The organism is uncultured Microbulbifer sp., assembly GCF_947498635.1.
Classification (GTDB): Bacteria; Pseudomonadota; Gammaproteobacteria; order Pseudomonadales; family Cellvibrionaceae; genus Microbulbifer; species Microbulbifer echini.
Genome location: NZ_CANMKV010000025.1, coordinates 14,618 through 30,168 on the forward strand (window position 1 = coordinate 14,618; position 15,551 = coordinate 30,168).

A 15,551-nucleotide genomic window follows, 5' to 3' on the forward strand; every position below is an offset into this window, starting at 1 on the left:
CACTCTCGCTTTCAGTCACAAATTTTATGTGTCCGAGTTCACATTGACCAGCTGCGCTACCTCCCTAAGCAGGGCCGTTGCGAATGCGCCGGGAGGCAGAGCAAACTCCAGAACCAAGTCGTCAGACTTCCATTGATAACGGAAAGCTTCAGGACACAAAATTAATGGCCGGCGCTCCTGCTTGAGTCCACAGTGCTCCAGCCAGTTACACCAAGCCTGCCACGCCTCCAGAGTACTCTGTTCCAGTTCGCCCTGAGCACCACTGGAGAGGTTTCGTCCACGCCCCCACAGTGGGCCACTGGGCCCGCTCTGCGGCTCACCATCGAGACACTGTTGCCAGCTTCCACGACTCACTCTCTCAGCTAACACCTGATTGAATAGCCAGCTGCGCGCAGCCGACATGGCAAAAGCTTTTTCACTCTTACGGCAGCGTCCCTCTTCTTCTGCAAGTTGGCGTGCCAAGTCCAGATTACCGCCATCAATGCCGAAACGCTGTTCGCCAAAATAATTTGGGATGCCATTGCCAATTCGCTCGAGAACGCCCTCTGCAGCCTCGCGATCACCGCGAACATTGCGTAGTCGAATTTTAAATCGATTTCCGGCGTGCTCACCGCGACGCAGCTTGCGTGCGCCCCGGAAAGCCTGTAACAGAGAAATTTCATCGCTGTTGATCTGTGACCAATCCGCCTCTGGCTTCTGCCCGAGCCAGACACTAAACCATTGGGTGGTAACCGCGTGTCTATCCTTCAACCCGAAATAGCTCACATCCAGCGGGCGGACTCCGGCAAGCTTGGATAGCTGTTTTGCCACCCAAGCAGTATTGGCACCGCGCTTTTTGATATGCAGGTATACGTGTTCGCCACCTTCAGCAGGCTCGGGAAATGCCAGCTCATCGACGACAAAATCTTCCGCTTCAGTACGAAAATCTGCAGTGATGGGTGCCCCACCCAAAGCATAGGGCCAATTTAAGTTCCAAACCTCAGACATCATGGCGCCCCAGTAAAACAATAGCCTGCGCCGCAATACCCTCGCCACGCCCGGTAAAACCGAGTGTTTCCGTTGTCGTCGCCTTCACGCTGATATCGGCAATATCGACACAACAATCCTCAGCAATCGCACTGCGCATCGCTTCAATGTGCGGTGCCATCTTTGGCGCTTGGGCAACCAGGGTGGTATCTGCATTTACCAGACGGTACCCCTTATCCTTCAGTAAAGCTAAAACATGTCGCAATAAAGTGCGGCTATCGGCACCGCTGTAGCGCTCATCGGTATCGGGAAAGTGGTGACCAATATCACCTAGGGCCAGGGCGCCTAGCAGCGCATCACACAGGGCATGCAGGAGTACATCTCCATCCGAGTGGGCCTTTAAACCATACCGGTGGGGAATCTTTACCCCACCCAGCACCACATGATCACCTGGGCCAAACGCATGCACGTCAAAGCCCTGGCCAATTCTAAAACTCACTATCGCTTATCCTCGGTGGGAGCGTAGCGCAGACGTAGGATTGCCTCTGCCACTACGATATCGGAGGGGTGGGTTACTTTGATATTGTCACTCTGTCCTTCAATAAGCTGGGGAGAGTGGCCAAAAAATTCGAGTGCGCTGGCTTCATCGGTTATAGCTGCGCCCTGATTCAAGGCCTGACTGATACAGTTACGCAGCAACTCTAAGGGTGCGCGCTGTGGGGTCTGCGCGAGCCAGATCTGAGTGCGATCTAGCGTGCGCTCAACAAAGGTCGCCCCCCCCGTATCACAGCCTTGTTTTACCGTGTCACCAGCCGGTCGCGCCAATAGCGCGGTGGCAGAGACTTCGCGATCGAGCAATGCGGTAATGTCCCCCAGCGCTACGCAGGGGCGTGCGGCATCGTGGACTAGCACTGGCGTATTCGCCGACTCCCGCTCAGAAAGGAATTCCAGTGCCGCAAGAACAGAATCCGCCCGCTCATCACCACCAACGACCCTATGGACCTTGGGGTGGTTCGCTTCTTTCAGGTGAGAGAAAAACGCATCCTCCGCCGATAAAGCCACAACAATTCCGGCAAGTCCGGGCCAACTCAAAATATTCTGTAATGTCAGTGACAATAGCGGGCGCCCCAGTAAGGGCAAATACTGCTTGGGGCGATCGGCCCCCATACGCTTGCCGACTCCGGCAGCGGGGACAACCACCCAATAATCTGTAATCACTTTTTAGCCTCTTCCGAATCCAGGAAGATAAACAGGGTTTCCCCTTCCTTTATAAATCCCAGGTCATAGCGCGCCTTGGCTTCGACACCATCGGTGCCCACTTTCAAGCTTCGTACTTCCCGCAACAGTTGACGATTTTCCCGCGCCAAAGCGGCATTTTTTTCCTGCTGCTGGGCGAGCTGTCGTTTGAGTCGGGTAACTTCGGCGAGACTGCCTTCACCGACCCAGAGGCGGTACTGAGTGGAGAGCAGTATGAAGGTGAGAATTGCCAGCAGCCATTTCATACGAGATTACGATATTTTGCTGAGCGTAATAAAACCGGCTGGTGGGGCATTACATGCCCCACCAGCCTACTTATGTTAAGCAATAGCGTTATTTGAATTCAGCACGGCCGCGGTAGGGGGCAGCACCATTTAGCTCAGCTTCGATACGCAACAGGCGGTTATACTTGGCGACACGGTCGGAGCGACACAGAGAACCGGTTTTAATCTGGCCTGCAGCAGTGGCAACAGCCAAGTCCGCAATGGTCGTGTCTTCAGTCTCGCCGGAGCGGTGGGAAATCACAGCGGTATAACCGGCGTCTTTGGCCATCTTAATTGCATCCAGGGTTTCGGACAGAGAGCCGATCTGGTTGAATTTGATTAGGATAGAGTTGCCGACACCTTTCTCAATGCCTTCTTTAAGGATCTTGGTGTTGGTCACAAAGAGGTCATCACCTACCAGCTGTACCTTGTCACCGATTTTATCAGTCAGCGCCTTCCAGCCGTCCCAGTCGCTCTCATCCATACCGTCTTCGATGGACAGAATCGGGTAGTTAGAAGACAGGTCGGCCAGGTAGCTGGCAAAACCTTCGCTATCGAACTGTTTACCTTCGCCGGCCAAGTCATATTGGCCATCTTTGTAGAATTCGGAGGCGGCGCAATCCAGAGCCAGAGTAATATCATCACCCAGGGTATAACCGGCTTTTTCCACCGCTTCAGCAATAACTTTCAAGGCAGCTTCATTCGAAGGCAGGTTTGGAGCAAAGCCACCTTCATCACCAACTGCGGTATTAAGATTGTTGCTGGATAGCACTTTCTTCAAAGCGTGGAAAATCTCCGCTCCCTGGCGCAAGGCTTCTGCAAAGCTCTCCGCCTTAACCGGCTGCACCATAAATTCCTGGATATCCACATTGTTGTCGGCGTGCTCTCCACCGTTGATGATATTCATCATCGGAACCGGCATAGAGTATTCACCAGGTGTACCGTTTACTTCAGCAATGTGTTGGTACAGAGGGATTTTTTTCGAGGCTGCCGCCGCCTTCGCTGCCGCCAGAGAAACGGCGAGGATGGCATTGGCACCCAGCTTGGCTTTGTTTTCGGTACCATCGGCGTCGATCATGGCCTGATCGAGTGCACGCTGATCGGCTGCATCCATACCCTTAAGCAGGTCGGCAATGGTCGTATTGATATTTTCAACCGCCTGCAATACGCCTTTACCCAGGTAGCGACTCTTATCACCATCGCGCAATTCGAGAGCTTCACGGGTGCCGGTAGAAGCGCCGGAAGGAGCACAGGCGGAACCGATAGAACCGTCTTCCAGGATTACATCAGCTTCGACGGTAGGGTTACCGCGGGAATCCAGCACTTCGTAGGCTTTAACAGCGACAATTTTGCTCATTGACAATGGGCTCCGTATTGGTACTAACTTAAACAGTTACTAACTATTAAATAAGTTACCACCTGAAAGTGGTTACTTTTTAGAAAAGAATTCGTAAATTACTCGCGCCTGGCCTGTTACGGCGATGCTCCAACAATTCCAATACTGGAATTTACATACCCATTTAAACTTTAGTGAAATGGCTGTAATTAGAGCACCGCGCGTCCAGGCCGGGCGCGGGCAAAATTTTTCTTACCGTTATTTTGTATCCAGCGGCGCAAAACCTTTAATCAGGTCGTCCACGGCTTTCATTTGTGCGAGGAAGGGCTCCAGCTTATCCAGTGGCAGTGCGCTGGGGCCATCGCACAGGGCTTTATCGGGATTCGGGTGTGCTTCTAAGAACAGGCCAGCAATACCTATGGCCAGCCCTGCACGACCAAGCTCAGTGACTTGCGCACGACGCCCACCGGAAGCGGCACCGGAGGGATCGCGCATCTGCAGAGCGTGAGTCACATCGAAGATCAGCGGGGCACCGCCAGAAGCATCGATCATGGTGCGGAAGCCCAGCATATCGACAACTAGATTGTCGTATCCAAAGCAGGCACCGCGCTCGCACAAAATAATATTCTCGTTACCGCATTCGGCAAATTTCTCCACCACATTTTTTACCTGGGGTGGGCTCATAAATTGCGGCTTTTTCACGTTGATCACCGCACCGGTGGCCGCCATAGCGGCAACCAGATCAGTTTGACGGGCGAGGAAAGCCGGCAGCTGGATAATATCCACTACCTCGGCCACAGGCGCCGCCTGGTAAATTTCGTGAATATCGGTAATCAGGGGAACGTTAAAAGTGTCTTTGATTTCCTGGAAAATCTTTAGGCCCTCGTCCATTCCCGGTCCGCGATAGGAATTAATGGAGGAGCGGTTGGCCTTGTCAAAAGACGCTTTAAAAATATAGGGAATACCCAGTCTTTCAGTGACCTTAACGTAGTGTTCCGCGACCTGCATAGCCAGGTCGCGGGACTCCAAAACGTTCATACCACCGAAAAGGACAAACGGCTTGTCGTTGGCAACCTGGATATTTCCAACTTCAATAGTTTTCATTTTATTTCCCTATTATCTCACCCCCAGCCACCTGGGCTGGGGGAAGGAATGACGACTTCAGCCCTGGTTTTCACGCTGCTGCATTGCCGCGGCCACAAAACTTTCGAACAACGGGTGACCGTCCCGAGGAGTCGAAGTGAACTCCGGGTGGAACTGACAGGCAACGAACCAGGGGTGATTCGGCAACTCAACCATTTCCACCAGGGTATCGTCCGCAGACCAACCGCCGATTTTCAAGCCGGCCTGCTGGAGGCGATCAACGTAGTTGTTGTTCACTTCGTAGCGGTGGCGGTGGCGCTCCACAATGACGTCGGCACCGTAAATATCACGGGCTTTAGAGTCTTTGGCGAGACGACATTCCTGCCCACCCAGGCGCATGGTACCGCCGAGGTCAGACTGCTCGTCGCGCTTCTCGATCTTGCCTTCGCTATCGATCCACTCGGTGATCAGGCCGATCACCGGGTGCGGGGTCTTGGTATTGAATTCAGTGCTGTTGGCACCTTCGAGGCCGAGCACATTGCGAGCGAATTCGATAACTACAGACTGCAGGCCAAGGCAGATACCCAGGTAAGGGATATTGTTCTCTCGGGCGTAGCGGACAGATTCCAGCTTACCCTCGAGGCCGCGCTCACCGAACCCGCCGGGGACCAGAATCGCATCGGCCTCTTTGATCAGATCCGTGCCGTTCTCGCCTTCAACGTCTTCTGCGTTGATAAAATCGATATCCACCTTACAGCGGTGTTTGATGCCCGCGTGGGTGAGAGATTCGATCAGGGACTTGTAGGCATCCAGCAGCTCCATGTACTTGCCAACCATGGCAATTTTCACTTCATGCTGCGGATTGAGTTTGCCATCCACCACCTCGTCCCACTCGGACAAGTCTGGAGCCTGGCATTCAAGTTGCAATTTCTCCACGACGATATCGTCGAGGCCATAGCTGTGCAGCAGACGCGGAACACCGTAGATAGTCTTAGCATCGGGCAGCGGTACTACAGCACGCTCTTCGACATTGGTGAACAATGCGATCTTACGGCGGGAATCCTCGTCGATTTCGCGTTCAGAGCGGCACAGCAGGATGTCTGGCTGCAGACCAATGGAACGCAGCTCTTTCACCGAATGCTGAGTCGGCTTGGTTTTAGTCTCACCCGCAGTGGCGAGATAGGGCACATAGCTCAAATGAATCAGCAGTGCGCGATTGGTTCCCATTTCCACACGCAGCTGGCGCACAGATTCGAGGAAGGGCTGGGATTCGATATCGCCAACGGTACCGCCGATCTCGACGATAGCTACATCCACATCCCGGCCACCTTCCACTACACGACGTTTGATCTCATCGGTAATGTGGGGAATCACCTGAACGGTGCCGCCCAGGTAATCGCCGCGACGCTCTTTGCGCAGCACGGTCTCATACACACGGCCGGTGGTGAAGTTATTGCGCTTGGACATCCGGGTGCGGATAAAGCGTTCATAGTGACCCAGGTCCAGGTCCGTCTCGGCACCATCCTCGGTGACATACACCTCACCGTGCTGGAAGGGGCTCATGGTACCCGGGTCTACGTTGATGTAGGGGTCCAGTTTGAGGATGGTAACCTTGAGGCCACGGGCCTCGAGAATGGCGGCCAGAGAGGCGGAGGCGATACCTTTCCCCAACGAGGAAACCACGCCACCAGTTACAAAAATATAGCGCGTCATGCAAAACCTTGGTCAGTTGAGCGCTCGATGAATGTCGAGCTTACAGGGCTGGCCCGGGTGCGGATAATCCAGCTTCTCCCGGTGCCTTTTAGACGGGGCGCCAAGGTAGCAGAAAACCCTTTTTCACTCAATCGTAAAACCGCCAACCGGGTGGCTCGATCAAAGTTGCATCGCCCGCTTTACAGCAAAACAGCCCGGCAACGGCAACCAACTCGCCGCCCAGGTATATCAGCGGTACTCTGTCTCGCAGCCAGGGCTCCAGGGCCCTCTCCTGCAGAATCTTCTTGAGGGTCTGGGAACGGTCGCGGTCGCGGGGCTGGGTGCGCTCCCCACCCCGGCGGTAACTCACCCGATAAGCTTTCAATGGCCAGCCGGGCGCCGGCTCCAATACACCACCTCGAGTCAGCGCTAACGCCGACACGCCGTCCCATTGGAGCACTGTATCGGTGCCGGTAAAGGATTCCAAACCGGGGGTCAGATAGAGGCGTCGCTGAAAGCGCCGCACAACGCGCCCCCCCAAACGCACTTCCATTTGTGCATCGACACTCGCGCTCCCAATTTGCGCCATAGCCTCCTGTAGGGCCATGGATTCAGGAGTCATGCCACCTTGTCGCAACACCCAGCTCCGCAATAGGTTTTTGCGGCGCGCAGTACTCAAATCGCAAAACGCCGATAAAAGGAGGCTCTCCCCAAACCTTTCCGGCCTGACACCACAAGCCTGTAAGTCAGCAAGTGCCAACTCCTCCAGCAACTGCGACGCCTCTCTCAGGTTATCCGCCGCTCGCTGAATACTCTGCCGAGCCGGCCAGCGCGCGGACAACAGTGGCATCACCCTCCGGCGTAAATAGTTGCGTTCTAAACTCTCATCAGTATTGCTCTCATCCTCAATCCAGCTGAGCCCATGCGCAACCGCCCAAGCTTCCAAATCACTTCGTCCGGCTGACAGCAGGGGGCGAAGTAAGGATTTACCTTCACCCAAGTCCCGGCTCTCCGACATACCCGCCAGCCCGAGAACACCAGCACCTCGCATCAATCGCTGCAAAAAGGTTTCCGCCTGATCATCCCCGTGATGGCCAAGCAAAATTTGATCGCCCGATGACATCACCGAATCAAATGCCTTGTAGCGGGCCCTGCGCGCTCCCTGCTCCACCCCTCCGTCGCCTCTATCGACTAATACTCGCACTGCCATAAAAGGAACTTGAAGCTCACGGGCAAAGGCCTCGCAGTGGCAAAGCCAGCGGTCAGCATTGTTGCTAAGGCCGTGGTGTACATGGACTACGCGAACGGGAATACCACTGAGGGCAAGAAGGTGCAGCAGCACAGTGGAATCCAGCCCGCCGGAAAAACCAACCCACAACTGCCCCTGAGTCGGGTGACGCTGCAGTGCGGACTTTATACGCTCTCTTAGAAGATGTGTTGCGGACTTGGAGATCACTGCCTATATCCTGGAACTGAGATCGCCACAGTATACCGTTGCTGGGAAGCCGCGATGATACGCTTCTGAGTGAAACCGGGGTATTGGATAACGGCACCTGCAAACGGTAAGCAACACCGACGAATAATCAGCAAGGTGATGACTCACCACTGATACGCTCCCTTTTAGGTGGGCGCTTTGGGCTCTATGACTTAGCCTTTACGAAAAGAGTTTCAGGAGGGTACAACGGCAATAACCAGAAAAAACCGCCTGGGTCGAAGTATTTCGGGCCCAGGTACTTTCTAATATAAAGACAGTTAACCTCCACAACGGATGTCGGCAGAAACTGCCGCATCGGGTACCAACCGCACATTGACTACAGCGATAGCGGCAGCTCCCTCGCTCTCTAAACGGAAAGCGCTCAACAACTTGCTGAAGTCGGCGTCGGCGTCGGCGTCGGCGTCGGCGTCGGCGTCGGCGAAACATTGCAGGTCTACCGAGAGACGGGTCCAGTCATTTAACGGCATGGTTTTCAGAATGGGCTGCAGTGGCACCCTGGCAATACAGCGCTCCCCACAGGTCACTGCAGCCTGTACCGGTTCGCGCACTTCCCAATCAACGCGAATGTTCAGTCTCAGGGCCGAGCCCTCTTCCAGGTACATATCCAGGTTCTGCCTATACTCCGCCGACAGCTGCACCGCACCCGGACGCAAACCCTTCCATTGGATCAAGCGCGCATCTTCCTGGGAGGACATATCGATCGAGGTCACAACGATATTGTTATCCTCACCACTGGCCGCTTGATTGCCATTGACCGGGATCACCTCAGCGCCCTCTTCGGCAATATTTAATACCCAGGGAGCGCGCGGGCGGGCAACCAACAGCCAGGCGTCTTTCAGCGCGCCCGCCGCCATACCGTCACCGGCCTCAGGAAGGGTGTTACTCACCAGCGACTTGTCATTGGCACTCGATCCATAACCCAGGGCGAATAATGGATCAAAGTGATCATGGTAGGGATTCAGGACCTTCTGATTGAGGTGCATCGGCCAGCTAAATGGCAACCTGCCGGTGAAATCGTACCGAACCCCATCCGCGCTATCCCGGAATAATATATCGGCTACACCGGCACCTTCGGAACCCGGCAACCATGCGGCAACGAAAGCAGCCGATGCATTCAGTTCACTGTTCACCCAAAGCGGACGACCGGGCAGGAAAACACTGGCCAACGGGATTCCCTGCTCACGCAGGGTGTTCAGCTGAGCCAGATCTTCCTCATTACCTCTCTGATATTCAAGGTTTGTGATATCCCCATGCCATTCCGCATAAGGTTCCTCACCATAAATAGCGATAGCCACCTGAGGCCCCTTGCCGTTGGCAAAGCTGGCACCGTCAAAGCCCCCATCCGCACTTAGAACGGCTTCACCACCTGCCCTCTTCACCGCGGTGGCAATACCTTCAAAGATGGACGTGGCACCGGGGAAATCTTCACGGGTATTGCCGCTCCCCTGCCAGGAAATAGTCCAGCCGCCACTCTGCTTGGAGAGGTTATCGGCCCCATCGCCGACAACCAGGACATTTTGATTGGGAGCCAGGGCCAACAGCTGGTCATTGTTTTTCATCAAGACCAAAGACTTGCCCACGGCTTCTCTGGCAATAGCTCGGTGCCCCGCATTACCGAGAATGCCGGCCTTACCCGCCAGGGGCATATTGCGCTCGAACAGGCCCGCGCGAAGCTTCACGCGCAATATACGCCGTACCGCATCCTCCAAGCATTCAGCTCGAATTTCACCACTCTTCGCCTGGGCCAGGGTATTGCTGTAAAGAGCCTTCCAAGCCGGCATTAATTGCGGCAGCGCAGCTTTGCAGGGTGCAAGCGGGTACGAAACTATGGCCATTCCAGTCACCCACAACAAAACCATCGAATCCCAAACGCCCCTTCAAGACCTCGGTCAGTAGATATTTGTGGCCGTGCAGTTTCTCACCGTTCCAGCGGTTATATGCTTCCCTCTTTGTTTTTCTTTTCTGGAGTGCACTTTACTGCGGTGTGAAATATCACTTCCTGCTTCAGGGGGAACATAAAAAATGCTTGAGATAGCCGCGGTTAACGAGCGAGAACAACTGTGAAGGCTTCAGGCGGTTGGGCGCCGTGCGCTCATCGCCCAGGGTGGTGACATCAGGGTTTGCCGACACCTGCAAATTGGTAATACCTGAAGCCAGAATAAACAAAGCGCCAAGGAACAACCCATAAACTTCCATGCGCTCCGCTGGAATAAATAACGAGCAGCCCAAAACCGCAATAGCAAGCCCCTTGACAATCCCTTTTTGATAGCCAATTTTACCCACTAGGCTACCCGTCGGCAGGGAAACTAAAAAATACGCCCCAAAGCAACAGAATTGCCTGGGCATAATTAAGTTCAAAAATGCCTTTGAGGTCGGGGATCAGTATATCGTTCAGACAAGTAATAAAGCCCCATATAAAAAACAGCGAAGTCAGGACTAACAACGCAAATTTTTGGCCCGGTTCATCGCCCGTTTGCAACTGCCCAGTATCCGTTGCCGTATTACTTGGCAAAATTGCCATATTGATTTTCCGGAACCTTCTTTCGCGGCTATCTCGCAAGCCGAAAGCCAATACCTAAACACTTGTTTTCTTTTTACTTTCCACCATGGGGACATAGGCACGCCGCAGCGATTTTCGATAAAGGGGTCAAAATGGGGGTAATAGGGATATGTCAAAGTACCATCGCCACTATTTCGGAGGGAGGCTTTCAGGGAATAGTAAAACACAGTGTCCCAGCCTAACGCCAGAGAGGGGAATTAAATTGAAAAGAGCGAGGGCTCCTAAGAGCCCTGATAGAGGGGCAGTTCGATAATCGAAAGTTACCCCTTAGAAAATATCAAGAAATGATATTGCCGTAGCTCATCAGACGCTGGTAGCGCTTCTCCAGAAGCTCATCGATTGGAATAGCACTCAGCTGATCGAGTTGCTCGCTGAGGCGCTCTCTCAAGCTCGCCGCCATGGCGTCCGGGTCGCGATGAGCACCACCGAGGGGTTCGGCGATGGTTTCATCCACAATACCCAGCTCTTCCAACACACTGGAAGTCACCCCCATGGCCTCGGCGGCCAGCGGCGCCTTCTCCACAGTTTTCCAGATAATGTTGGCGCAGCCTTCCGGGGAGATCACAAAGTAAGTCGAGTACTGCAGCATATTGAGTTGGTCACCAACGCCAATAGCCAAAGCTCCGCCGGAGGAACCCTCACCAATCACCGTACATATTATTGGCGTGCGCAGGCGGGACATCACGGCCAGGTTCTGGGCAATAGCCTCGCTGATTCCACGCTCCTCACTATCGATACCAGGGTAGGCTCCCGGTGTATCGATCAGAGTGAGCACCGGCATCTTAAAGCGCTCGGCCATCTCCATAATGCGTAGGGCCTTGCGATACCCTTCGGGCTTCGGCATACCGAAGTTGCGCGTCACCTTCTCATTGACGGAGCGGCCCTTCTCCTCGCCAATTACTGCCACCGGCTTACCATTCAGGCGCGCGATGCCGGCGATAATCGCCTTATCGTCGCCAAAATGGCGGTCACCGTGCAGCTCGTCCCAATCGGTAAACAGGCGCTCGATATAATCCTTGGTATAAGGACGCTGCGGGTGTCGGGCCACCTGGACTACCTGCCAGGGGCTCAGATCGGAGTAGATGGACTCGGTCAGGGTTCTACTCTTATCCCGCAGCCGGGTCACTTCATCAGCGATATTCAGCTCATTGTCGTCACCGACGAGCTGCAATTCTTTAATTTTGCTTTCCAGCTCTGCAATCGGCTGCTCAAACTCGAGAAAGTTGAAATTCATGAAATCTGCGCCTTAACTCTTATCAACGCCACCGGGCAATTACAGCGGCATAGCTTAACTGTACAGAACCGACCAGTCGAGTCCGGTGGATTTTAACGCCGTTCTGCGTATTGCAGCGCCACCCGCTCTCGCCCCAACAGCTCTTTTAATGATTGGACCATCTGGTCATTCGGCTCCACATTCCACTGTGGAGGTAGGCGGTAGAGACCTCGCGCATCGTGGCGTAACACTTCCAGACTGACCCCGCACTGCCCACCGGTATAGGGCTGCAGACAAGAGGCTAGGCGTTTGCCCAGACCCGGCGCTATTGCACCGGTATCGATTTGCAGCCGCACGCCGGTCACCCGGCTCTGGCGAAGCTCATCAAGGGTGGAAACCCCATTGACAGTCATCTTCAACCCACCGCTGTAATCGTCATTGCCCACGGGGCCTTCGAGTACCAGCAGAGCATCTTTTGCCAGTTTGTCGCGATGCTCGCCAAAGGCCTCACTGAACATAGCGGCCTCAATGCGACCGCTGCGATCATCCAGGGTAACAATAGCCATAGAGTCGCCGCGCTTGGTTTTCATCACCCGCATGGCAACGACCAGGCCGGCCACTTTTTGCGCTTCGCGGCCGGGTTTTAAATCGGCGATACGCGCCTTAACTAGGTGCTGCAGCTCACCGGCATACTCATCGATAGGGTGCCCGGTCAGATACAGCCCCAAGGTGTTTTTTTCCCCCTCAAGACGCTCGCGAATACCCCAACAGCGGGTGCGGCGAAAATCCTCGTACACATCACCATCGGAAGACTGCGGCACCACTTCGCCGAACAGGTCCATCATGCCGGCATTGGCATTGGCTTTCTGTTGCTCGGCCGCTTTCACCGCTTCATCCAGTGCGTTAAACAACACAGCCCGGGAATAATCCAGGCCATCGCTACCGCCGGTATCGGGCCCAATGGTGTCGAAAGCACCGGAGCGTACCAACGCCTCCAGGGCGCGCTTATTTACCTTGCGCGGATCGACACGCGAACAGAAATCGAACAGGTCGGTAAAGGCCCCCCCCTCCGTGCGCGCCGCGATAATATTTTCAATCGGTCCCTCGCCGAGCCCCTTGATCGCACCGAGACCGTAAATAATGCGGTTATCGATATCCACCGAGAACTGGAAACTGCCCAGGTTCACATCCGGCGGCACCAGCACCAATTCCATGGCGCGGCACTCTTCGATAAAGGTCACTACCTTATCGGTCTTGTCCATATCCGAGGACATGGTGGCCGCCATAAACTGGGCCGGATAATGCGCCTTCAGCCACGCAGTCTGATAAGACACCAGTGCGTAGGCCGCCGAGTGAGACTTGTTAAAGCCGTAACCCGCGAATTTCTCTACCAGGTCGAAGATCTTAATCGCAAGATCGGGGTTAATGCCCTGCTCTTTTGCCCCATTTTCAAAAGTGGCCCTCTGTTTGGCCATTTCCTCGGGTTTCTTCTTACCCATTGCCCGGCGCAACAGGTCGGCGCCGCCGAGGGTATAGCCCGCCAGCTCCTGGGCGATCTGCATCACCTGCTCCTGGTAGACGATAACCCCGTAGGTGGGCTCCAGGATGGGCTTCAGTTTCTCATGCTGGTATTTGGCATCCGGGTAGGCCACCTGGGCGCGGCCGTGTTTACGGTTGATAAAGTCATCAACCATGCCCGACTGCAGCGGGCCCGGACGGAACAGGGCCACCAGGGCGATCATATCCTCGAGGTTATCCGGCTGCAGACGCTTAATCAGATCCTTCATACCGCGGGATTCCAACTGGAACACCGCTGTAGTCTCCGCCCTTTTGAGCATCTTGAAGGTTTCTTCATCGTCCAGCGGCAGCGCGGCGATATCCAGGGGTTCGAGCCCCTCCCGCCCGCGCTGCTCATCCACCATGCGCTTGGCCCAGTCGATGATGGTCAGGGTGCGCAGGCCGAGGAAGTCGAACTTCACCAGGCCCGCATCTTCCACGTCGTTCTTGTCGAACTGGGTAACCAAACCGGCGCCGGTCTCATCACAATAGAGCGGGGCGAAATCCGTGAGCTTGGTAGGGGCGATCACCACACCGCCGGCGTGCTTGCCCACGTTGCGCGAGACTCCCTCGAGCTGCACGGCCATCTCCCAGATTTCCTGGCCCTCGTCATCGCTATCGAGGAATTCCCGCAGGATCTCCTCCTGGTCGAAGGCCTTCTGCAGGGTCATACCCACATCGGGGGGAATCATCTTGGAGAGCTTATCGGCGAGGCCGTAAGACTTGCCTTGCACCCGCGCCACATCGCGCACCACTGCCTTCGCGGCCATGGTGCCGAAGGTGATAATCTGGCTCACCGCCTGGCGGCCATAGTTATCCGCAACGTAGCCAATTACCCGGTCGCGCTTTTCCATACAGAAGTCGATATCGAAGTCGGGCATCGACACCCGCTCCGGATTGAGGAATCGCTCGAACAGCAGATCGTATTGCAGTGGGTCCAGATCGGTAATATCCAGCGAGTAGGCCACCAGTGAGCCGGCACCGGAACCCCGCCCCGGGCCCACCGGGATATCCTGTTCCTTAGCCCACTGGATAAAGTCCATCACGATCAGAAAATAACCGGGGAACCCCATCTGGATGATGATATCCAGCTCAAAGCGCAGACGCTCTTCATAAACCTTGCGCCGCTCGGCATAGTCGGCAGCGGTTTTGTCAAGAATCGCTTCTAAGCGCCGTTCCATGCCGTCATAGGAGACTTTTTCAAAGAACTGGTCTTCGGTCATCCCCTCGGGAATCGGGTATTCCGGCAGGAAGTATTTGCCCAGCTGAATCGGCGCGGAGCAGCGCTTGGCGATCTCCACGGTATTTTGCAGGGCCTCGGGGAGATCGCTAAAGAGCTCCCACATCTCCTCGGGCGTACGGAAGTACTGCTGGGCGGAATAACGGCGCTCGCGGCGGGGGTCATCCAGGGCACGACCCTCGTGGATACACACCCGCACCTCGTGAGCCTCGAACTCACTTTCCTCCATAAAGCGCACGTCATTAGTGGCCACTACGGGTAGGTTCAGAGTTTGTGCCAGCTCCACCGCCGAGTGCAGATAGTCTTCATCGCCGGCGCGGCCGGTGCGCTGCAATTCCAGGTAGTAGCGGCCTGGGAACAATTCTGCCCACTCCCGTGCCAGCTCTTCCGCTTGACCGCGGCGCCCCGCAACCAGAGCCCGGCCCACATCGCCGTACTTGGCCCCGGACAGCATCAACACCCCTGTGCTGTATTCCTTTATCCACTCGCGCTTGATATAGGCGTTACCGTGGTACTGCCCTTCCATCCAGGCGCGGGAGATCAGCTCGGTAATATTGCGATAGCCCTCGCCATTCATGGCGTAGAGGGTGATCAGTGTGGGCTTACCCTCGCCGCCCTCACTAAGCCAGAAGTCGGCGGCGGTAATCGGCTTAATACCGGCGCCCAGGCAGGCCCGGTAGAACTTAATCTGGCCGTAAAGATTGCTTTGGTCGGTAATCGCCAGGGCCGGTATTCCCAGCTCCTGAGCGCGAGCAACCGCCGGCTTGATACGCACCAGGCCGTCAATCAGGGAAAATTCAGAGTGAATTCTTAAGTGGACAAAGGGTTGGGTCATAGTCGCGTTTAATTCCGGGCCCTGCGAGGCACGGCCCCAACAAAGCGCTATCGA

Annotated in this window: 14 protein-coding genes; all 14 read right to left on the bottom strand. The window is 55.2% G+C overall.

Annotation, left to right across the window (positions count from 1 at the left end):
- Window positions 1-24 precede the first annotated feature (24 nt).
- The 14 genes from Q1A69_RS13470 to dnaE all read right to left on the bottom strand — a co-directional run bounded on the left by Q1A69_RS13470 (window position 25) and on the right by dnaE (window position 15,497).
- Window positions 25-987, bottom strand: a complete 963-nt coding sequence (locus Q1A69_RS13470; RefSeq protein ID WP_299586223.1) for a tRNA pseudouridine(13) synthase TruD — start codon at window positions 985-987, stop codon at window positions 25-27.
- The gene (gene ispF, locus Q1A69_RS13475; RefSeq protein ID WP_299586225.1) at window positions 980-1,465 is read right to left on the bottom strand and encodes a 2-C-methyl-D-erythritol 2,4-cyclodiphosphate synthase; all 486 of its coding nucleotides are present in this window, start codon (window positions 1,463-1,465) and stop codon (window positions 980-982) included. Before ispF ends, Q1A69_RS13470 begins: the two co-directional genes overlap by 8 nt.
- Window positions 1,465-2,184: a 2-C-methyl-D-erythritol 4-phosphate cytidylyltransferase gene (gene ispD, locus Q1A69_RS13480; RefSeq protein ID WP_299586228.1), complete on the bottom strand. Its 720-nt coding sequence runs from the start codon at window positions 2,182-2,184 to the stop codon at window positions 1,465-1,467. Before ispD ends, ispF begins: the two co-directional genes overlap by 1 nt.
- A complete protein-coding gene (locus Q1A69_RS13485) occupies window positions 2,181-2,468 on the bottom strand; it encodes a septum formation initiator family protein (RefSeq protein ID WP_299586231.1) in 288 nt (95 codons plus the stop codon). Before Q1A69_RS13485 ends, ispD begins: the two co-directional genes overlap by 4 nt.
- An 88-nt stretch (window positions 2,469-2,556) precedes the next feature.
- A complete protein-coding gene (gene eno, locus Q1A69_RS13490; RefSeq protein ID WP_299586233.1) occupies window positions 2,557-3,843 on the bottom strand; it encodes a phosphopyruvate hydratase in 1,287 nt (428 codons plus the stop codon).
- A 237-nt stretch (window positions 3,844-4,080) separates the two neighbouring features.
- On the bottom strand, window positions 4,081-4,926 hold the full coding sequence (gene kdsA, locus Q1A69_RS13495) for a 3-deoxy-8-phosphooctulonate synthase (protein WP_299586235.1): 846 nt from the start codon (window positions 4,924-4,926) through the stop codon (window positions 4,081-4,083).
- 57 nt (window positions 4,927-4,983) lie between these two features.
- Entirely contained in the window at window positions 4,984-6,618 is a 1,635-nt protein-coding gene (locus tag Q1A69_RS13500) for a CTP synthase (protein WP_299586237.1), read from the bottom strand.
- Window positions 6,619-6,745: 127 nt separating this feature from the next.
- Window positions 6,746-8,053 (bottom strand): tRNA lysidine(34) synthetase TilS, encoded by a 1,308-nt coding sequence (tilS, locus tag Q1A69_RS13505; RefSeq protein ID WP_299586239.1) that lies wholly within the window; start codon window positions 8,051-8,053, stop codon window positions 6,746-6,748.
- A 296-nt stretch (window positions 8,054-8,349) separates the two neighbouring features.
- Window positions 8,350-9,873: a putative glycoside hydrolase gene (locus Q1A69_RS13510; RefSeq protein WP_366525584.1), complete on the bottom strand. Its 1,524-nt coding sequence runs from the start codon at window positions 9,871-9,873 to the stop codon at window positions 8,350-8,352.
- Window positions 9,818-9,973: a glycoside hydrolase family 3 N-terminal domain-containing protein gene (locus tag Q1A69_RS13515; protein WP_299586241.1), complete on the bottom strand. Its 156-nt coding sequence runs from the start codon at window positions 9,971-9,973 to the stop codon at window positions 9,818-9,820. The genes Q1A69_RS13510 and Q1A69_RS13515 overlap by 56 nt, the downstream gene beginning before the upstream one ends.
- A gap of 123 nt (window positions 9,974-10,096) precedes the next feature.
- Window positions 10,097-10,375 (bottom strand): hypothetical protein, encoded by a 279-nt coding sequence (locus Q1A69_RS13520; RefSeq protein ID WP_299586244.1) that lies wholly within the window; start codon window positions 10,373-10,375, stop codon window positions 10,097-10,099.
- A gap of 4 nt (window positions 10,376-10,379) precedes the next feature.
- On the bottom strand, window positions 10,380-10,613 hold the full coding sequence (locus Q1A69_RS13525; RefSeq protein WP_299586247.1) for a hypothetical protein: 234 nt from the start codon (window positions 10,611-10,613) through the stop codon (window positions 10,380-10,382).
- 316 nt (window positions 10,614-10,929) lie between these two features.
- Window positions 10,930-11,886: an acetyl-CoA carboxylase carboxyltransferase subunit alpha gene (locus tag Q1A69_RS13530; RefSeq protein ID WP_299586249.1), complete on the bottom strand. Its 957-nt coding sequence runs from the start codon at window positions 11,884-11,886 to the stop codon at window positions 10,930-10,932.
- Between the two features lie 92 nt (window positions 11,887-11,978).
- The gene (dnaE, locus tag Q1A69_RS13535) at window positions 11,979-15,497 is read right to left on the bottom strand and encodes a DNA polymerase III subunit alpha (RefSeq protein WP_299586252.1); all 3,519 of its coding nucleotides are present in this window, start codon (window positions 15,495-15,497) and stop codon (window positions 11,979-11,981) included.
- Window positions 15,498-15,551: the final 54 nt, after the last annotated feature.